The following is a 19453-nucleotide window of genomic DNA, read 5'->3' as shown; positions in this document are numbered from 1 at the left end:
AACGGAGTGACGTCGCCTTGGAGAACTGGAAGCAGAACCCGCGGGTGTTCTGGACCCTAGGCCTTCCGACTTCGTTCTGGCTGCTGGTGTTCTTCGTCATCCCGCTGGCGTTTCTGTTTGTCATGTCGTTCAGTGACAAGGCGGTGATCGACGGCCAGGTTTCGATCACCGAATACGATTATCTGACGGGCTTCGGAAACTACATCCGTTCCTTCGACTCTCTCTATCTCGGGATCATGTGGAAGTCGGTGTGGATCAGCGCGCTGGCCACGGCACTGTGCCTTTTACTGGCCTATCCGATCGCTTTCGGCATCTGTTTCGCGCCGGACCGATGGAAGCCGCTGCTGCTGCTGCTGGTGATCCTGCCGTTCTGGATCAATCTCCTGATCCGCACCTATGCGCTGATCGCGGTATTCCGCACCCAGGGTTATGTGAACAAGATATTGGGGGTCGTCGGGCTCGGCCCCTACGACATGCTTTACAATAATTTCGCGGTGATCTTCGGATTGGTCTATGTCTACATGCCTTTCATGGTGCTGCCGCTCTATGCCACCATTGAACGACTTGAGAAATCCTATCTCGAAGCGAGCCTCGATCTTGGCGCCTCGCAGGCCCAGACCTTCTTCCGGGTGACCGTGCCGCTTACCATGCCCGGCATCATCTCCGGCATCATCCTGGTTTTCATTCCGTGCCTTGGGTCGTTCCTGACGCCGGATCTCCTGGGCGGCGCCAATGCGCTGATGATCGGCAACGTCATCGAGCGCCAGTTCAAGTCTGCCAATGACTGGCCTTTCGGCGCAGCCCTGTCCTTCCTGCTGATGTACGCCACGTTTGGCGCACTGGCGCTGCGCTATCTGTTCACGCTCCGCAGCAAGGGAGTGGATGTGTGATGGCCGCGCGGCTGAAACCGGGGCAGGGACCCCTCGACTATGGCAGCCGTGCCTGGCTCAAGCTGCTGTTCGCGGCGATCTTCTTCGTACTTTATGCGCCGATCGTCACGCTGATCGCCTTTTCCTTCAACACCGACAAGCGCGGTGTCGTCTGGCGGGGCTTCACCCTCGACAACTATGTCAAGGCATGGAACAACGCCGCGCTGATCGAGGCACTCACCAACTCCCTGGTCATCGCCCTTATCGCCACTGTCTTCGCCACTGTTCTGGGCGCTTTGGCAGCGCTGCTCCTGTGGCGGTTCCGCTTCCCCTTCAAGGGTGGCTATGAAGGCCTGATGGCGCTTCCCATCGTCATTCCGGAAATCTGCATGGGCGTGGCGCTGCTGCTGTTCTTCGTCAACAGCGGCATGATGGAGTTCTTTGTGGGCATGCCCTGGCCGCTGAACCTCGGCAACATCGTGTTCGCGCATGTGACCTTCTGCTTTCCTTTCGTGGCGGTGGTGGTGCGCTCCCGGCTCGTGGGCTTCAATCGCCAGCTTGAGGAAGCCTCCAAGGACCTGGGCGCCAGCGAATGGCAGACCTTCTGGTCGATCATCGTGCCCTATATGAAGCCAGGCCTCATCGCCGGGGCGCTGCTCGCCTTCACCCTGTCGCTTGATGATTTCGTGATCACCTTCTTTACCTCGGGTCCTGAAACCGTCACCTTCCCGGTCAAGGTCTATTCGCTGGTGCGCCGCGGCGTCTCGCCGGAGATCAATGCCGCCTCCACCGTGCTGATCGTCATCACGGTGATCGCTACCGTCATCGCAATGAAACTCCAGGCGCCACCCAAGGCGGACAAGGGTTAGAACACATGTCCGACATCATCGTTTCGATCCGCAACGTCACCAAGGCCTTTCCGGGAGGGGTCACCGCAGTCGATAATGTCTCTCTCGACATCGCGCAGAACGAGTTCTTCGCTTTGCTGGGGCCATCGGGATGCGGCAAGACGACACTTCTGCGCATGATCTCGGGGCTTGAGACGCCAACCTCCGGCCAGATCATCATCGGCGGCGAGGATATGGCCTTCACGCCGCCCAACAAGCGGCCGACCAACATGGTGTTCCAGTCCTACGCGGTGTTCCCGCACATGACGGTGGAGCAGAACGTGGCCTATGGCCTCAAGGTGACGGGCGTACCGGCGGACGAGACGCGGCGACGGGTCGGCGAAGCGCTCGAGATGGTGAAGTTGCAGGCGCTGGCCAACCGCAAGCCGGACCAGATGTCAGGTGGCCAGCGCCAGCGCGTGGCGCTGGCGCGCGCATTGGTGAAGCGTCCCAAGGTTCTGCTGCTCGACGAACCGCTGTCGGCGCTCGATGCCAAGCTGCGTGATGACATGCGCATGGAACTCACTCGGCTGCAGGAAACCGTGGGCATCACCTTCATCATCGTCACCCATGACCAGGACGAGGCGCTCTCCATGGCGAGCCGCATCGCGGTGATGGACAAGGGCGCCGTGCAGCAGGTGGCGACGCCCGCGGAACTCTATGAGCACCCGCGTAACCGCTTCGTGGCGGACTTCATCGGCAAGGTGAATCTCATCGAGGCCCGCGTGTTGCGCCAGATCGGCCGCAAGCTCGATTGTGAGGCGCGGGGGCTCGGCCGCCTCGAATTACAGAGCGATGGGCTGGTCGGCGCCAAGGTTGCGGTCGCGGTTCGGCCAGAGAAACTCAAGCTATCCATGGCTGAGCCGGCCCACGGCATCCGGGTGCGCGGCGTGGTGCAGAATGTCGCCTATTATGGCGATACCAGCCATGTGACAATCGAGGCTGTGGATGGCCTCGGCCTGTCGGTGACCGTCCAGAATGACCGCCGCAGCGGTGGCGCAGGCGTGGAGCGGGGCCAGCAAGTCTGGGTGCATTGGGCGCCTGAAGATTCGATCGTACTCACGGAGTAGGGGCATGACGCTGGAGATGAACCCACATGGCCCGCTGCCGGGCGACAATGCCTTTCGCCGCGAGTCCCTCAAAGGCACGCAGTGGGAGCCTACCTATGCCGGTGCGCTGTCCTTCATGCGGCGCAAATACACCCGTGATCTGACGGGCGTTGACATCGCGGTCACCGGCATTCCCTTCGACCAGGCCACCTCGCACCGCCCCGGCACCCGCCTGGGCCCGGAGGGTATCCGCAAGGCCTCCGCGGAGAATGCCTGGGGCCCGTTCTGGCCATGGAACTTCGATCCTTTCGACACCCTGGCGGTCACCGACTATGGCGATTGCTTCTTTGATTGGGGCCGCAAGGAGAACTTCCCGCAGCGGCTGGAGGATCACGCAGCCGAAATCCTTGCATCCGGCGCGGAAATGATCGCGCTGGGCGGCGATCACTACATCACCTATCCGCTGCTCAGGGCCCATGCCCGCAAGCATGGGCCGCTGTCACTCGTTCATTTCGATGCCCACCGGGACGTGGAGCCCGACGATGGCGGCCGTATCGATCATGGTACGATGTTCAACTACGCGGTGAAGGAAGGGCTCATCGATCCGCGTGCCTCGGTGCAGATCGGCATCCGCACCGTGTTCACCGGCGAGCGTACCTATGGTTTTCGCATCGTCTACGCCGATGAGGTGCATGACAGCTCTCCCGCCGCCGTCGCTGATATCATCAGGCAGGTGGTCGGCGGCAACAAGGCCTATCTCACCTTCGATATCGACTGCCTCGATCCGTCCGCCGCGCCGGGGACTGGAACACCTATTCCTGGTGGGCTGACCTATCACCAGGCAGCCTCGATCATCCGGAGGCTCATGGGCATCCATTTCATAGCCATGGACGTGGTCGAGGTTTCACCGCCCTATGACCATGCCGAGATCACATCGCTTGCCGCGGCGTCGCTGGTGATGGAATATCTCTGCCTCAAGGCGGCTGCGCGCGGGGCGCGGGCCGCACCGTTCAGCGAGTGACGCCCAAAGCCTTGTCCTTGGCGCGCACCGCATAGCCGGCCTGCTGCGGCCATTGACCATAGCTATTTTCAGCACCCAGTTCACGCATGGCATGGACGGGCCAGTTCGGGTCGTCGAGTGCCTGACGCGCGAGCGCGATCAGGTCGGCCTGGCCACGCTCAAGGATCTGTTCAGCTTCCTGCGCCTTGGTGATGAGTCCCACCGCGGCGGTGGGCACATCGGCCCGGTTGCGAATGGCTTCTGCGAGCGGCGCCTGGTAGAGCGGCCCTACCGGCACGCTCGCGCCGTCAAAGCCGCCGGATGAACAGTGGATCAGGTCATAGCCAATAGCCTTGAGCGCCTTGGCATATAGGACATTGTCATCGGCGGTCATGCCGCTCTCGATCCAGTCCGTCACCGAGATGCGCGCGAAGGCAGGCTTGGCGGCGGGCCAGGCGGCGCGCACCGCTTCCGCCACGCTGAGCGGAAAGCGCATACGGTTCTCGAGGCTGCCGCCATACTTGTCTGTTCGCTTGTTGGCGATCGGCGAGAGGAACTGGTTCAGCAGATAGCCGTGCGCCGAGTGCAGCTCAATCATGTCGAAGCCCGCCGCATCAGCGCGCCGCGCCGCCGCCGCCCAAGCGTCGCGGATTCTTGTCATGCCAGCCTCGTCCAGCGCTTCGGGCATGGCGTAGGAACTGCTGTGCCGCTCGGCCGAAGGCGCCACGGGCGTCCAGCTTTCGAAGCCCAGCGCTTCCTTTTCCGCCTCGGTCTCGGTAAAGCCACCGCGCCATGGCAGCGGAGCGGACGCCTTGCGCCCGGCATGAGCGAGTTGCAACCCTGCCGCCGCCCCGTGGGCGCGCAGGAACTCCGTCACCCGCTTCAAAGGAGCAATCTGCCCATCTTCCCACAGCCCGAGATCGGCGTAGGAAATTCTCCCCTCCGGTGAAACCGCTGTCGCCTCGGCGATCACCAGGCTGAAGCCTCCCAGCGCAAAGCGTCCGAGATGCACAAGATGCCAGTCATTGGCAAAGCCGTGGCGGCAGGAATACTGGCACATGGGCGCGACAATCACCCGGTTCTTGAGGGTGAGGCCGCGGTAGGTCACAGGCGAAAACAGCTTGCTCATTAGCTCAACATATCCTTCAGTCTGTAGAACAGCATGGCTGCGGCAAGCAACGGTACGCGGACCGGGCCGCCCGGGAAAGGCAGGTGGCGCACACGGGAGAGCAGGTCGAAGCGCTCTGCCGTGCCGCGGATCGCCTCTGCTATCAGCAAACCGTAGAGCCCCGCCAGTGCCACACCCTGGCCGGAATAGCCATGGGCGTAATAGGCGGTCGGACTCAGGCGGCCGCAATCGGGAATACGGTTGACGGTGATGGCGATGTAGCCGCCCCAGCCAAAGTCAACCCGCGCATCGGCAAGTTGGGGGAAGATCCTGGTCATGCGTGGCTTCATGTAGGCGCCGAGGTCTGGCGGTTCGCGGGTCGTATAGCTCGCCCTGCCGCCGAACAGCAGGCGCGTGTCAGGCGTGAGGCGGAAATAGTCGACAATGAAATTGGTATCTGCCACCGCCTCGCCATCTCGGATCAGGCTGTGGGCGCGCGTCTCCCCCAGCGGTTCCGTGGCGATGATGTAGCTCGTCACCGGCAGCACCCGGCCATAGAGCTTGGGCACCAGCCGGCCGAGATAGGCGTTGCAGGCGATGATCACGAATTTGGCGGCAACCTTGCCTTGCGCGGTGCGTACAAAGGGTTTGGTCCCGGTATCAACCTCGAGGGCACGCGAATGTGCGTGGATGACGGCGCCGGCCGCAGTGGCAGCCCGCGCCAGGCCGAGGCAATAGTTGAGCGGGTGGAAATGCCCCGCACCGCCCTCGCGCAGCGCGCCGTGGTAGACATCGGTCTTGAGTTTTTCTGCCAGCTCATCCCGGCTGAGGATTTGGGTATCGGTATAGCCGAGCCCGTCCCATTCATCCTTCCAGGCCTTGAGACTGTCAAAGCGGCTGGCCTTGGGCACGGCATGAAGATAGCCCCAGCGCAGATCGCAGTTGATGCCGTAGCGGGTGATACGATCCACGAGCAAGCGCTTCGCTTCCTCAGCAAGCGCAAAGCATTTCCTGGCATCATCCTTGCCGAGCTGGGCTTCGATCTTCTCTTGCCCCGCCGAAAAGCCGGTGCAGATCTGGCCGCCGTTGCGGCCAGATGCCCCGAAGCCTACGGTTTCCGCCTCGAGTACCACCACCTTGTGTCCAGCCTCGGCCAGCGCGACCGCCGCCGAAAGCCCCGTGTATCCGGCGCCCACGATGCACACATCCGCCGTCACATCGCCTGAAAGTGGCGCATGAACCGAAGCGGCCTGCGCGGTGGCCTGGTAGTAGCTCGGTGCGCTGATGGATTTCCGCATGATGTGAAGGGTTTAGCCGCCCCCCTTTTGCTGGGTCAAGCTTCCGGGTTAGATTACCGGACTGGTAACAATATCCGGAACATCATGACCCAAGCGCAATTCGAGGACTGGCTGAACGAACGCAAGGTGAGCGAGGTTGAATGCCTCGTTGCCGACATGAACGGAACGGCGCGCGGCAAGATCCTGCCGCCCAAGAAGTTCCTGTCCGGCAATCGCTCGCGGGGCCTGCGCATTCCGGAGGAGGTGTTCACGCTCACCATCAACGGACGCTTCGTCCAGGACACACGCGCCGTCAGCGACAGTGCGATCGACGTCTACCTGAAACCTGATCCCAACACGATCCGCGTGGTGCCGTGGTATGCCGAGCCCACCGCCCAGGTGATTTGCGATGCCTTTCACCTTGACGACAGCCCGGTGGATATCTCGCCGCGCCATGTGCTGAAGCGGGTGCTTGCCGCCTATCGCGAGAAGGGCTGGAAGCCCGTTGTGGCGCCGGAGCTCGAATTCTATCTGGTGAAGAAGAACATCGATCCGGATTATCCACTGGACGCTGCCGTGGGCCGGTCGGGGCGCAAGGAGCCGGGCGGCCAGGCCTATGGCATCGACGCCGCCAATGATTTCGATCCGATCGTCGAGGATATCTATGATTTCTGCGAGGCCCAGGAACTCGATGTCGATACGCTGAGCCATGAGAGTGGCCCGGCGCAGCTCGAGATCAACTTCAACCACGGCGACCCGCTGGAACTCGCGGACCAGGTGTTCCTGTTCAAGCGCACGGTGCGCCAGGCCGCCTTGAAGCATGACATGTATGCGACGTTCATGGCCAAGCCGCATGAGAATGAGCCTGGGTCTTCCATGCATATCCACCAATCGGTGATGGACGCGAAGACCGGCCGCACCATCTTTGCTGACAAGAATGGCAAGTTCTCCAAACAGTTCCTCAACCATATTGGGGGCCTGCAGCGCTATCTTGCGGCGGCGCTGTCTCTCTGCGCGCCTAACGTCAATTCCTACAGGCGTCTGGTGCCGGACTCGGACGCGCCGACCAACGTCCATTGGGCCATCGATAACCGCACGGTGTCGCTGCGCGTGCCGTCCTCCGATCCGGGCAACACGCGGGTCGAAAACCGCGTGCCGGGGGCTGACGCCAATCCCTATCTGGCCTTCGCGGCATCGCTGGCCTGCGGCTATCTGGGCATGGTCGAGCGCATCAAGCCATCCGACCCCGTCGAAGGATCAGCCTACCGCTATGCTCACACGTTGCCCATCAGCCTCGACGAGAGCCTCGACAAGCTGAACTACACCAAGCCCCTGAAGCAGGTGCTGGGAGAAAAATTCTGCGAGGCGTATAACGACGTCAAGTTCCAGGAGATGCAGAATTACCGCCGGGTGATCAGTTCCTGGGAACGCGAATATCTTCTGCTCAATGTGTGAGGAGCTGGCATGCGTGCGGTAAAGACGACGTTTCTTGTCCTGCTGCTCTGCGTGGTGTCTTGGGTTCCTGCAACGGCCCAGAGCGGCCGCCAGGTTCCACCGGAGGCCGATATCATTGTGGCTATCACCGAGATCATCCAGTCGCAGGACCGTCTGCCGCTGCCGCTTGAGCGCATACGGCCCGCCCTCGCGGCCCACTATCTGCGTGACGGCGCAAGGGTTTTCTGGGTCGGCACCGGCCGCATGACGCCGTTCCTGCAGCGGCTCGCCGATGCCGCCGACGATGGGCTCAATCCCGCTGATTATCCCATCGATGCGCTGATCGACCTGCGCGACAGCCTGGAGCCCGACGATGCTGAAACTGCGGCGGCCACAGAACTCTACTTTGCCGCCTTCCTCGTGTCCTATGCAACCGACCTTAAGATCGGGCGAACCACGCCCCAGAAGGTCGATCCGCGGCTGTTCCGCAACCGCCGAACAGTCGATGTACTGCGCATTCTGAATGATCTGGCTGCCAGCGGCGATCCAATCGCGTTCCTCGCCGGCTTCGAATCGCAAAACCCGCACTACCAGGCGCTGAAGCGCATGCTCGTGCTTTACCGCGCGATGGCGGAGTCTGTCGAATGGCCGGCGATTCCGGCGGGCGACAACATCGAACCTGGCGGCAAGGACCCGCGCGTTCGCCAGATCCGCGAGCGCCTGATTCTCACGGGCGATCACCCGGGCGGTGTCGAGGGTGATGTTTACGATGCTTCAACCGCGCTTGCGATGAAGAGTTTCCAGACGCGACATGGGCTGGAGGCTAAGGGACTGATCGGCAAACAAACGATCCTTGCACTCAACGTGCCGCCCGCCGAACGCGCCCGCCAGATCATGCTCAACATGGAGCGCTGGCGCTGGATGCCCGAGAATCTGGGCGAACATCATTTCATGGTCAATCTGGCCGCCTTCGACATGCGCGAGATCGAGAATGACGATCTCGTGGACCGCATGGACGTGGTGGTCGGCGCGGTCGCCACCCAGACGCCGGAGTTCTCGGATGATCTCGAATATGTCGAGATCAATCCGACCTGGACGGTGCCCTACTCCATAGCAACCAAGGAAATGCTGCCGAAGCTGCGCCGCAATCCCTATGCCTATTCGGGCGATTTCGAGATTTTCGCCAATGGCAAGCTTTCATCCTGGGGCGGCATCGACTGGAATGCCTATGGCCCTGGCAAGTTTCCCTTCACGTTTCGCCAGAAGCCGGGCCCGAAAAATGCGCTGGGCAAGGTCAAGTTCATGCTGCCGAACCCGCACAACATCTATCTTCACGATACGCCAGCAAAGGACAAGTTCCTGGCCACGACGCGGGCCTTCAGCCATGGCTGCATCAGGCTGTCGCGGCCGATGGACCTGGCTTACCGGCTGGTTGGCGAAATCGCCGGCTGGCCCAAGCCCAGAATTGACGCCGCCTTCGCCAGCGGAAAGACCACGCGGGTGAGCCTGCCGCAGCTCATTCCCGTGCATCTCGTCTATGCCACGGCGTTCGAGGGCGACGGTGGCACCCTCGAGTTCCGTCCGGACATTTATGGACGAGACCGCAAGCTAGACGCCGCGCTCGCGGGCAGGCCGTCGAGCTAGAACTGGCAACGCAACAGCTTGCGGCAGCGCAGTCAACGCCTCAATAGTTCAACACATTCCGCCGCGTCCGCCGCGCCGCCTCGGCCAGGGCTTCAACCGAGGCGTAGTTCCCCGGGTTCACCATCATGTCGCGGGAAAGGATCAGCGCCCGCGCCTCGCACAGGGCGCGGCGGTCCTTGTCCTCGATCCATTCGAGATCGATGTTGTGGGCGAGGCCCAGAATGCGGCGGGTCATCTTGGCCGCCGCGAAACCGACCGTGTCTGTCCACAGCCGGTCCATATAGGCCTGCCGTTCTTGCTCGAGGCGGCTTTGGCCCTCCGCATCCTCGAACAGCGCAGCCGGATAGGCGTCCCCCATCCCGTCGCCCCGCCACAGGGCCAGAAACTTGGCGCGGAAGAAGACCCAGATTTGCTGCAGCGTCGCCAGCACCCATTCGCGGTAGCCATCGCGGCCGCCCGGCTCTTTCTCATGCCCGTCCTGCGAGAAATAGTTGAGCAGGAAATTGGCGATGACCGCGCCCGCATCGAAGCCCATCGGCCCCATGAAGGCGAATTCGGGGTCGATCACCCGCGTATCGGCGGGTGTGAGCATGATCGAGCCGGTGTGCAGGTCGCCATGCAGCATGGCCTCCGCCGAGGACAGGAACTTGAGCTTGAGCCGCGACACCGCCACCTTGAGGTCGCCGTCGTCACGCCACTCGGCGGCATAGGCGTCAAGCTGCGGCGAAGTCCAGCGGTTGAGCGGCGCCACCCGGTAAGGGTCGGTGAAGATCAGGTCTTCGGTGATCTTGCACAGCGCGGTGTTGCCGGCAAAGGCGGCGATCATGGCCTTCTTCTTATCGGCCGTCAGCGCCAGGTCCGAGGTGAAATAGAGTGTGCGCGCCATGAAGGTTGAAATATCCTCGGCGAACTTCGGATATTCGATGCCGGCGATCATGCCGCGGCGCATGATGATATGAGGCTCGAGCAGTTCCATGACGATCAGCGCCAGTGTTTCGTCATAATGATAGATTTCGGGCGTCAGCCGGCCGGTCAGGCGGGCCTGTTCGGAGAGCGCCATGTGCTCATAGTGGGCGCGCGACAGTGGCAGCGGCCAGCTTTCGCCCACCAGCCGCACATAGGGAAGCGCCTGCTTCACCGCCACGCCGCCCGCCGGCCCCTTGACGATGAACACGAGATTCAGGTTGCCATCGCCCACTTCGGCGATGTTCCAGCCGGAAGGGGCACCGCCCAGCAGCGCCGCGACGCGCGGAATGCCGCCCAGATAGGCCGCGAGTGTGGCTGGCGATTGCGGCGCATATCCTTCGCGGGTTTCGATCATGGCAGTCACACATTGCTGTTGGCTGATGGCATATGAGCACCGAAACCGGCCGGAAATGCAAGTACAACGCACCGCAGGTCTGGAGCTTTCGCAACCGCAACAGCCATGATGCTCTGCAGCAATGCATGGCCGCCGGACAATTGCGCTGGACAAAGCGAGGCCTCTGTTGGATGTTTTCACGATCGGCGTTCCGGACGCGCGATCGACCCACAAAGTTCCAGGAGGACCCAAGCAATGCTCAACGATCTCATCAAGGAAGCGGCAAACCGCCGCGATGTTTTCAAGAAACTGGGAACCACGGCGCTCGGCGCGGCGCTGCTCGCCGATGCCGGCTTTGATCCTGCGATGGCCCAGGCCCTGGCCCCGGCGGGCAAGCCGATGAAAGCCGCGTTCTCGAATGCCGGCCTTCAGGCCACCTGGTGCGCCCAGGGCAAGCAGGCGGCGGAGGCCTGGGGCAAGCTGATGAATGTCGAGATCACCTGGTTCGACGGCGAGCTTTCCGCCACCAAGCAGCGCGCCGCCATTGACAACATGGCCTCCCAGAAATGGGATTTCGTGGCCATCCAGACCTTCGGCATCGGCACCCTCACCGACCCCATCAAGAAGATGATCGATGGCGGCACGCCGGTGATCGCCATGGATACGCTGGTGGCCCCGCCCGGCACGGTTCCGATCCACACCTTCATCGCGCCCGACAACGTGATGATGGGCTCGGTCGTCACCTCGGCGCTGGTCGCCGCCATGGGTGGTGCCGGCAACATGGTGATGACCCAGGGCGCGCTCGGCCATTCGGGCGCCCAGGGCCGCGCCAAGGGCTTCCACATGGTTGTCGACGGCAACGCCAACATCAAGGTGCTGGACGAGCAGCCCGCCGACTGGGATGTGACCAAGGTGGCCCGCATCTGGGACTCGCTCCTCACCCAGTATCCGGACATCAAGGGCGCCTTCTTCCACAATGACGACATGGCGCTTGCCGCCCACAACGTGATGAAGGCCAAGAACCGCACCGACATCCTGATCGCCGGCGTCGACGCCATGCCGCCCGCGGTGAACGCGGTCTTGGAGGGCGTGATGGTGGCGACCGTGCGCAACCCGTCCTGCCGCATCCACGGCTGGTCGGTGGCGGCTGGCGTGGCGGCGGTGCAGGGCGGCGAGCAGGCCGGCAAGGACATTCCGGACTTCATCCTCGCCGACGGCCCGGTCATCACCAAGGACACAGCGCCGGGCCACCTGTGGCTGCAGAAGAACTTCCTGATCTGATCTCAGACGGATGCAGGACTCCACACGAACCGCGAGCGGGGGCGACACGCCCCTGCTCGAACTGACCAACGTCTCGAAGCACTTCGGCGGCGTGATGGCGCTGCAGAACGTGGATTTTTCGCTCAGGGCGGGCGAGATCCACGGTCTCGTGGGCGAGAACGGCGCCGGCAAATCCACCACCATGAAGATCATCGCCGGTGTGCATACCGAATTCGACGGCGTGATGAAGATCAAGGGCCGCGAAGTGCGGCTGCGCTCGGCGCGCGATGCGCTATCTAATTCCATCGGCATGGTGCACCAGGAACTCTCGATCGTTCCCGATCTCACGGTGGCGGAGAACGTCTTTCTCGGCAATCAGCCGCTCAATGCCATCGGCGCGGTGGACTGGCGGCGCATGAACCGCGAGGCGAAACAGCTTCTCGCCAGCCTGGGCCTCAACATCGATCCGGCCACCACCATGGGTTCGCTTCCCGTTGGCCTGCAGCAGCTGGTGGAGCTGTCACGCGTGTTGTTTTCCGGCGCGCAGATCATCATTCTCGATGAGCCCACCTCGGCGCTTTCGCCGCCCGAAGTGAAGCAGCTGTTCGAAGTCCTGCGGAGGCTGCGCAAGGAAGGCCGCTCGATCATCTTCATCTCGCACTTCCTCGACGACGTGCTGGCGATCTCGGACCGCGTCACGGTGTTTCGCAACGGCCAAAAGGTGATCACCGAGGATACCAGGAACCTGACGAAGGATTCGGTCATCTCGCACATGATCGGCCGCGGCTCCAAAGGCATGCACATGGGCGAGGAGGCCGCCCTCAAGAGCGACGATTCCAAGCCCGTCGTCATGTCCGTCGAGGGGGTGAGCGACGGCCGCAACCTGCGTGATTTCTCGGTCGAGCTCCGCGCCGGCGAGATCACCGGCGTCTATGGTTTCATGGGTTCGGGCCAGATCGAGCTTGCACGCGCGCTGTTCGGCAAGGTGCCATTGCGCCGCGGCACCGTGAGGCTTGACGGCAAGCCGGTGAAGTTCAAGTCCACGGCGGCGGCGCGTTCCGCCGGCATCGCCTTCGTGCCGGAGAACCGGCGCATGATGCTATTCCGCCAGGAACCTGTTTATAAGAACGTCTCGATCGCCATTCTCGGCCGCATCCACCGCCTGCTGGTGAAACCGCGCCAGGAAAAGAAGATCACCGAAGACCACATCAAGGACCTGCAGATCAGGCCGCCCCGCACCGCCATACCGCTGGGCTCCTTGTCCGGCGGCAACCAGCAGAAGGTGGCGCTCGCCAAGTGGCTCACCCATCTGCCGCGCGTGCTGATCCTGTCGGAGCCCACCCGCGGCATGGATGTGGGCGCCAAGGAAGACGTGATCCGCATCGTCAAGTCGCTGCGGGACCGCGGCGTGGCCATCCTGGTGCTGTCGACCGAGCCGGAAACCATCCTGACGCTCGCCGACCGGGTGACGGTGATCAAGAAGGGAACCGTGGCGCGCCAGTTCGCGTCCGGCAATATCGAGAAAGCCGATCTGTTGTCGGCAGCCTGAGGACGCTGGGGGGAGAACACACATGTCGACGGCGGAAACTTCTGCGCCAAAGAGCTTCAACCTGAAGCGCTTCCTGGGCGACCAGCTCCGGAACATCGCGCCGGTGTTCACGCTGGTGGCGCTGGTGGTCTTCTTCAGCTTCGCCAGCGATTCCTTCCTGACGCTGGACAATGCGCTGAACATCGTGCGCCAGCTCTCCATCACCGGCATCATCGCCGTGGGCCTCACCTATGTGATCCTCTGCGCCGAGATCGACCTTTCGGTGGCGGCGGTCGCGAACGCGGTGGGCATCACGGTTGCCTATTTCACCATCCAGCCCGACTATGTGAACATCGCCAATGTGCCGGTGCAGGGCTGGATCGCCATCATCCTGGCGCTGGCCGCCGCTTTCGCCTTCGGCCTGGTCACAGCCGGCGGCATGACCATCATCGGCATCCCCTCCTTCATCATGACGCTGGCGATGATGCAGATCGCCAACGGCGTCTCGGCGATGCTGGTGCGCGGCCAGATCGCCTATCAATATCCTGATCTGATCACCACGCTGGGCTCCGGCACGGCCTTCACCATTCCGCTCGGCGTCGATGCCGCCGGCAAGGCGATGTTCATCCCCATCGGCTGGACGATCATCGTCTGCCTGATCTTCCTGCTGGTCGGGCACCTGGTGCTGAAATACACCCGCTACGGCCGCTACATCTACATGGTGGGCGGCAACCGCGAGGCGGCGGAATATTCCGGCGTCAACGTCAAGTTCATCATCGGCTCGGTGATGGTGATCTGCGCCGTATGCTCCGGCATCGCCGGCATGCTGGGCGTGGCCTATTTCGGCTCAGCCCAGCAGAACCAGTTCGACACCTTCCTGCTGGACGCCATCGCGGCGGTGGTGGTGGGCGGAACGTCTCTGTTCGGTGGGCGGGGCGGCATTGGCAACACCATCATCGGGCTCCTGGTGCTGGGCGTCGTCAACAACGGGCTCGACCACATCCAGATCGATTCCTTCCTCAAGATCCTCATCCGCGGCCTGATCCTGCTGGCAGCGCTGATCATCAACGTCTATGCCCAGGTGCTGAAGGAAAAGCAGGCGGATCTCGATTAACGGGGCTGCGGGGCCGCGCTCACCCGGCGAATTGCGGGCGAGGCAGCCCCGCGATGGGCGAGTCGAAAGCGAACAGGCTGCCTTGCCGCGGAAAACGCGCCAGCTCTCCGGCGCTGGCGCCGTGGCGCGCGGTGGTGACATAAGCGGTGCGGAAATCCCGGCCACCGAACGCGATCGACGTCACACGCGGCGCCGGGATCGGCACAGTGAAATCCAATCTGCCATCGGGCCGGAACCTCGCCACGCATTGCCCTTCCCAGCGGGCGCTCCACAATCCGCCTTCGCTGTCCACCGCCGCGCCGTCCGGATAACCGAGGCTCTTGTCATCGCTGAACACCCGCCGGTTAGAGACGGTTGCGCTCGCGGGGTCGAAATCATAGGCGTAAATCACCTGCGCCGCGGAATCGGCGACATAGAGCGTGCGCTGGTCCGGGCTCCAGGCCACGCCATTGGTGATCATGATGCCGTCGATCGCCTTGTGAAAGGTGAAATCCGGGTTGACGCACCATAGGGCGCCGGTGGCCGCGGCGATCGGCAGGTCCTCGCCCGAGGGCCCCAGATTGTTCATCATGGTTCCCATCCAGAACCGCCCTTGCGCATCGGGCGCGCCGTCATTGCTGCGGTTTTCAGGCTTGTCCGCCTCCGGCACGGCAACACGTATCAGCCGCCCCTCGCGCGGGTCGAAACGGTTAAGGCCATGGTGGGAGGCGATCAGCAGCGTGCCGTCACGCCGCTTGGCGAGCGCGGTGATCATCTCGGGCATCGCCCAGGACTCGTGCCGGCCCGTGGCCGGATCATGGCGATGCAGCCGGGAGGGCATGGGAATATTCAGCCAATACAAGACTTGCTCGGCGGGGCACCACATTGCCCCTTCACCAAGATCGTCGCGGCTGTCAGCGGCGCAGCGTACATCGAGGTTCTTCATGGCGGATGTCATAGGTGCTGTTCGCCGCAATCCTTGCTGCCGGGATAAGCCCCGCACTTGCAAATCTATCGCCCGGCCGCCGGCAACACAAGCACCGGTCAGCGCCCAGGTCTTCCTATTGCGCCGGACCCTGGGTCACACCCTATCCTTGCCGCCATGACAAAGCCCCCGCCCGATGAAACCCTGACTGCCGCCGACTGCGCGGCGCGCATGGGGCTTACCGTGCGCGCGCTCCGGGTGTATGAGCGATACGGGCTGATCTCGCCCGGCCGCACCGCCAAGAACTGGCGTCTCTATGGCATTAGGGAGATCGAACGGCTCAACGAAATCATCATCCTCAAGAGCTTCGGCCTGCCCTTGGCGCGAATCGCGCGGCTTCTGGTCGGCAAGGAGGCCAACCTTGACGGCGTGCTGGCCACCCAGGCCGAGGCGCTGACCCGGCAGCGCGGCCATATCGACCAGAGCCTCATGACCATTGCCGGGGCGCGCCGGGAACTCTCCGGCGGCGCCGCCACCGTTTCGGCGCTGACCAAACTCGCCAAGGAGATGACCATGACAAAGACCCCCGCCGATGATACCGCCTGGCGCCGCTACGAGCAGGCCCGGCCCCGGACCGAAACCAGGCTCTCGCCTGCGCTGCTGAAGGATTATGCGGGCTGCTACAAGCTGGATGACAACGTCTTTGTGACAATAGAGCCGGGCGATCATGCGATCAGCCTTGCCGTAACCGGACAAAGCGCTGTGACCCTGTCGCCGGAAGCGCCTGACAAGTTTTTCAGCAAGCAGATGCCGCTGCAAGTCACTTTCGAACGCGATGCAGACGGCGCCGTCAGCTGTCTCGTCATTCACCAGCATGGCGCCGAGCACAGGGCAGGCCGGACCGCGGTTTCCGAAGCGAATGCCGCCGCCACGGCCTTCGCGGAGAGACTTTCCAATCAGAGGCCATTCGCGCGGAGCGAAACCGCAATCCGCGGGCTGATCGCCGATGCGCAGGCTGGCAGCATGGATGCGGCGGAAATGACGTCTCAGATGGCGGAGGCCTTACGGAAGCAGCAAACCGCCATCGCACGCGATATCGTTAAGGCTGGTTCATTGCTGTCTCTGTGCTTCCAAGGCGTGGGGCCGGACGGCTGGGATGTCTACGATGCCGTCTTTGAGAAGGGCCGGCAGCAATGGCGCATCCACTTCAATAGCCATGAAAAGATGGATGGCTTGTGGATCAGGCCGGTAATTGCTCTGGGCCGCCCTGACGAGCGTGAGTAGCGGCGTCGGAAAAAAAAACTGCGGCCGGAGTGACCCGGCCGCAGATTGCTGTTCAAGCCTGGCGGAGCGGCGCGCCTATGGCTGCGCCGGAACGTTCAGCGTGGCGGGTTCCAGCGCCGCGAAGGACGAACCCTCCGGCGATGAAGCTGCCGCGAGGCGGCTCACTGCCAGCTTGAGAGCGGCCATCTCGGCCTCCATCGCTTCGAGTTTCGCGTTTGCGGCGGCAAGTTCGCGGCCCTGCTTCTGAAACTCGTTGAGCAGCAGGCTCGGCAGAACATCATAGGCCACCGACTCCGGCGTGCCATCGTTGTTATAGACAACGAGCGACGGCATCACCTTCTCGACCTCCTCGGCGATCAGCCCGAACTGAATGGGCTTGCTGCCGTCGTCTTCCGCTTCCTTGTAACGGAAGGTAACGGGGCGGAGGTCCATGAGCCCGTTGCTGGCATCGCCCATCGTGTGGATGTCCTCCTTGTAGCGGCGCGAGCTCCTGGCGACGCCAAGCTGCCCCAGGGCGTTCACCAGCACGGCCTGCCCGCCGGTAACCCGCGTTCCGCGAATGCCGGCCATGAAGGCGCGGGTCTGGGTTCCCTGCACGCCGATGCGGATGGTGGCGGCTTCACCGGCCACGCCGGGCGCGGCGATGGCCACATTGTTGTTGCCCGTGGTCCAGTTGCTGCCGGCGCTGTTGCCAACAGCGGTGTTGTCGCTGCCGGTGGTGTTATTGAACATGGACCCGGAGCCGTTGGCCGTATTGTTGCTTCCGGTCGTGTTCTTGTTCAGCGCGTTGATGCCGCCTGCGGTGTTGTTGTTGCCGGTGGTGTTCTCCTGTAGCGCCGCGACCCCGCTTGCGGTGTTGGCGCCGCCGCCCGTGTTCTTGCTGAGCGAATTCACGCCGCTCGCGGTGTTGAAGCTGCCTCCCGTATTTGCGCGCAGGGCGCCGGCGCCGCTCGCGGTGTTGAGAACGCCGGTCGTGTTTGAGGAGAGCGCCGACCAGCCCGCGGCTGTATTATTACTGCCAGCTACGGTATTGCTTGAGAGGGCGCTGACACCCAGTGCGGTATTGTTCTCGCCTGGTATGGGTGAAGTACCGGAGGCGACGCCAAGCTCTCCGTTGGCGTCGACAACAACGGCATACCCGCCGACGATCGTGTTGTCCCTGATGCCAGCGATGTAGGTTTTCTTCTGAAGGCCCTGTTGGCCAATGCGAATCGTCCTCAAATCGATTTCTTCGCCCAGACTCCCGATGGCGATATTGTCGCTGCCCGTAATCCAGTTGGAGCCAGCCCGGAAGCCAATCGCGATGTTATTGCTCGCAGCAATCTGATTGGCCGCCGCTTCGAAGCCAACCGCGGTGTTGCTGCTGCCGTTTGCGAGGCTATACAAGGCAGACGTGCCCATCGACGTATTGAAACTGCCCGTGGTCAACTCCTGAAGAGCGCTCTGGCCGTGCCCAACGTTGCTGGAGCCTGTGGGGGACCTCAGAAAGACGTTGTTTCCGAAGCCGGTGTTTGAGCCGAGGAAACCTGACGCAACGCCCAACCGGTTTGACGCATCGACTACCACGATACGGCCATTGGTGATCGGTGTTGTATGTATGCCCGCGATAAACGTCGTGCTATGCAATCCCGGCGTTCCAAGGCGCATTACTCCGTTATCCGAACTCACGCCGAAGCTGCCGATGGCAATATTGTTAGACCCCGTCGTCCAACTTAAACCCGCTTGGAACCCGACGGCGATGTTTCGGGTAGCGGTGCCGGTCTGGTTTTGCGCAGCCTGCGAGCCTATGGCGGTGTTTTGACCTCCGACGGTATTGCCAGCTAGAGCCAACCGACCGACCGCCGTGTTACCATCCGATACGCTGACGCTCAGTGCGCTTACGCCGATCGCGATGTTGTCATTGTTAGTCAGGTTCGCATTGAGCGAGTTTACTCCAATCGCGATATTGCTGCTGCCTTGGGTGTTCGATCCAAGAGCTGAGCCAATGGCGACATTGTTGTTACCGGAGGTATTAAGTTGCAGCGCATTGGTGCCAACAGCGGTGTTAGACCCGCCGCCTAAATTTGCCCTGAGCGCGTTAGACCCAAACGCGCTGTTGTTGCTGCCGTTGCCTGTTGAAAGAGCCAAGTTGCCAAAAGCACTGTTGTCAACGCCAGTGGTGTTGGCTGCTAGAGCAGACCTACCAAAAGCGCTATTCCTGGACCCCGTTGTGTTCAGCAGCAATGAGTTGAAGCCAAAACCACTGTTCTCACTGCCAGCCGTGTTGGCCGTCAGCGAATCTACTCCGAACGCGCTATTCCTCTCGCCAGTTGTGTTAGAGTCGAGAGAATTCGTTCCGATGCAGGTCAACGTCCCCGTGCTGTTTGTCCCAAGCACACATGCTTGCGCCTGAGCGCTTCCTGACGTCTGCCCCATGACGGCGGCGAGCGCGAAGAGACTTAAAGTAACTTTAGTTCCGTACCGTAGCATCATCAGATCTTTCCTAGAAGATGTGTTTAAGCCAGCTTTCTTGTCGTAACAAAATGAGGCCGCCAGCCTGGAACCCCAACAAACTTACCCTGATGTAATCGATTGTATCATGGTCACATGAGGGTTGCAAGACAGTGAAGCTGGTGTATTGTTTTAGGCATAGTCTTGTTCTCCAGCATCTCGAATCTGGGCAGTGTCCAGATTCTTTCGCACATTTTTTCAAGCCACGGCGGCTTCGGTTGGGTTTTCGTCGGCCTGAAACAGAGGCCGCATGTTCATGTACCGTTTCGTTGACCACTGGGTCCCCGCTATGTGCCGCAGCCGGG

The 19453-nt window shown here is 62.2% G+C and carries 15 protein-coding genes; 10 read left to right on the top strand and 5 right to left on the bottom strand.

What is annotated here, in order from left to right; genetic code table 11:
- Positions 1 to 17 precede the first annotated feature (17 nt).
- Genes ACKOED_RS13825 through speB form a run of 4 tightly spaced genes read left to right on the top strand, consistent with a single transcriptional unit; the run spans position 18 to position 3826 of the window.
- Positions 18 to 890, top strand: coding sequence for an ABC transporter permease (locus ACKOED_RS13825; protein WP_408917192.1), 873 nt, complete (start codon positions 18 to 20; stop codon positions 888 to 890).
- Positions 890 to 1738 (top strand): ABC transporter permease, encoded by an 849-nt coding sequence (locus tag ACKOED_RS13820; RefSeq protein ID WP_408917191.1) that lies wholly within the window; start codon positions 890 to 892, stop codon positions 1736 to 1738. The genes ACKOED_RS13825 and ACKOED_RS13820 overlap by 1 nt, the downstream gene beginning before the upstream one ends.
- Before the next feature lie 5 nt (positions 1739 to 1743).
- Positions 1744 to 2826 (top strand): ABC transporter ATP-binding protein, encoded by a 1083-nt coding sequence (locus ACKOED_RS13815; RefSeq protein WP_408917190.1) that lies wholly within the window; start codon positions 1744 to 1746, stop codon positions 2824 to 2826.
- A 4-nt stretch (positions 2827 to 2830) separates the two neighbouring features.
- Positions 2831 to 3826: an agmatinase gene (gene speB / locus ACKOED_RS13810; RefSeq protein WP_408917189.1), complete on the top strand. Its 996-nt coding sequence runs from the start codon at positions 2831 to 2833 to the stop codon at positions 3824 to 3826.
- Here the strand turns inward: speB and ACKOED_RS13805 are convergent.
- Positions 3816 to 4934 carry an NADH:flavin oxidoreductase/NADH oxidase gene (locus ACKOED_RS13805; protein WP_408917188.1) on the bottom strand — a complete coding sequence of 373 codons (1119 nt, stop codon included), beginning with the start codon at positions 4932 to 4934 and terminating at the stop codon, positions 3816 to 3818. The two genes, speB and ACKOED_RS13805, sit on opposite strands and share 11 nt — an antisense overlap.
- Entirely contained in the window at positions 4934 to 6211 is a 1278-nt protein-coding gene (locus tag ACKOED_RS13800) for an NAD(P)/FAD-dependent oxidoreductase (protein WP_408917187.1), read from the bottom strand. The genes ACKOED_RS13805 and ACKOED_RS13800 overlap by 1 nt, the downstream gene beginning before the upstream one ends.
- Before the next feature lie 84 nt (positions 6212 to 6295).
- Here ACKOED_RS13800 and ACKOED_RS13795 point away from each other — a divergent pair, with 84 nt between their 5' ends.
- Both ACKOED_RS13795 and ACKOED_RS13790 read left to right on the top strand, forming a co-directional pair.
- On the top strand, positions 6296 to 7645 hold the full coding sequence (locus tag ACKOED_RS13795) for a glutamine synthetase family protein (RefSeq protein ID WP_408917186.1): 1350 nt from the start codon (positions 6296 to 6298) through the stop codon (positions 7643 to 7645).
- A 9-nt stretch (positions 7646 to 7654) separates the two neighbouring features.
- The gene (locus ACKOED_RS13790) at positions 7655 to 9268 is read left to right on the top strand and encodes a murein L,D-transpeptidase (protein WP_408917185.1); all 1614 of its coding nucleotides are present in this window, start codon (positions 7655 to 7657) and stop codon (positions 9266 to 9268) included.
- A gap of 40 nt (positions 9269 to 9308) precedes the next feature.
- Here ACKOED_RS13790 and mtnK read toward each other — a convergent pair whose 3' ends face one another.
- Positions 9309 to 10589 carry an S-methyl-5-thioribose kinase gene (gene mtnK, locus ACKOED_RS13785; RefSeq protein ID WP_408917184.1) on the bottom strand — a complete coding sequence of 427 codons (1281 nt, stop codon included), beginning with the start codon at positions 10587 to 10589 and terminating at the stop codon, positions 9309 to 9311.
- 234 nt (positions 10590 to 10823) lie between these two features.
- On the opposite strand from mtnK, the gene ACKOED_RS13780 reads away from it, so the two are divergent.
- From ACKOED_RS13780 to ACKOED_RS13770, 3 genes are read left to right on the top strand one after another with little or no spacing between them, the layout of a single operon-like run.
- The gene (locus ACKOED_RS13780) at positions 10824 to 11849 is read left to right on the top strand and encodes a sugar ABC transporter substrate-binding protein (protein WP_408917183.1); all 1026 of its coding nucleotides are present in this window, start codon (positions 10824 to 10826) and stop codon (positions 11847 to 11849) included.
- 10 nt (positions 11850 to 11859) lie between these two features.
- On the top strand, positions 11860 to 13377 hold the full coding sequence (locus tag ACKOED_RS13775; protein ID WP_408917182.1) for a sugar ABC transporter ATP-binding protein: 1518 nt from the start codon (positions 11860 to 11862) through the stop codon (positions 13375 to 13377).
- Positions 13378 to 13399: 22 nt separating this feature from the next.
- Positions 13400 to 14470: an ABC transporter permease gene (locus ACKOED_RS13770; RefSeq protein WP_408917181.1), complete on the top strand. Its 1071-nt coding sequence runs from the start codon at positions 13400 to 13402 to the stop codon at positions 14468 to 14470.
- A 19-nt stretch (positions 14471 to 14489) separates the two neighbouring features.
- Here ACKOED_RS13770 and ACKOED_RS13765 read toward each other — a convergent pair whose 3' ends face one another.
- Entirely contained in the window at positions 14490 to 15395 is a 906-nt protein-coding gene (locus tag ACKOED_RS13765) for an SMP-30/gluconolactonase/LRE family protein (protein WP_408917179.1), read from the bottom strand.
- A 156-nt stretch (positions 15396 to 15551) separates the two neighbouring features.
- Here ACKOED_RS13765 and ACKOED_RS13760 point away from each other — a divergent pair, with 156 nt between their 5' ends.
- Positions 15552 to 16658 (top strand): MerR family transcriptional regulator, encoded by a 1107-nt coding sequence (locus ACKOED_RS13760; protein ID WP_408917178.1) that lies wholly within the window; start codon positions 15552 to 15554, stop codon positions 16656 to 16658.
- 75 nt (positions 16659 to 16733) lie between these two features.
- On the opposite strand, the gene ACKOED_RS13755 is transcribed toward ACKOED_RS13760, so the two are convergent.
- Positions 16734 to 19130, bottom strand: a complete 2397-nt coding sequence (locus ACKOED_RS13755; RefSeq protein WP_408917177.1) for a tail fiber domain-containing protein — start codon at positions 19128 to 19130, stop codon at positions 16734 to 16736.
- Positions 19131 to 19453 lie beyond the last annotated feature (323 nt).

The organism is Aestuariivirga sp. (genome assembly GCF_046093005.1).
GTDB lineage: Bacteria > Pseudomonadota > Alphaproteobacteria > Rhizobiales > Aestuariivirgaceae > Aestuariivirga.
Note: the sequence above shows the minus strand (reverse complement) of the source record. Positions and strands in the feature narration are given on the sequence as shown.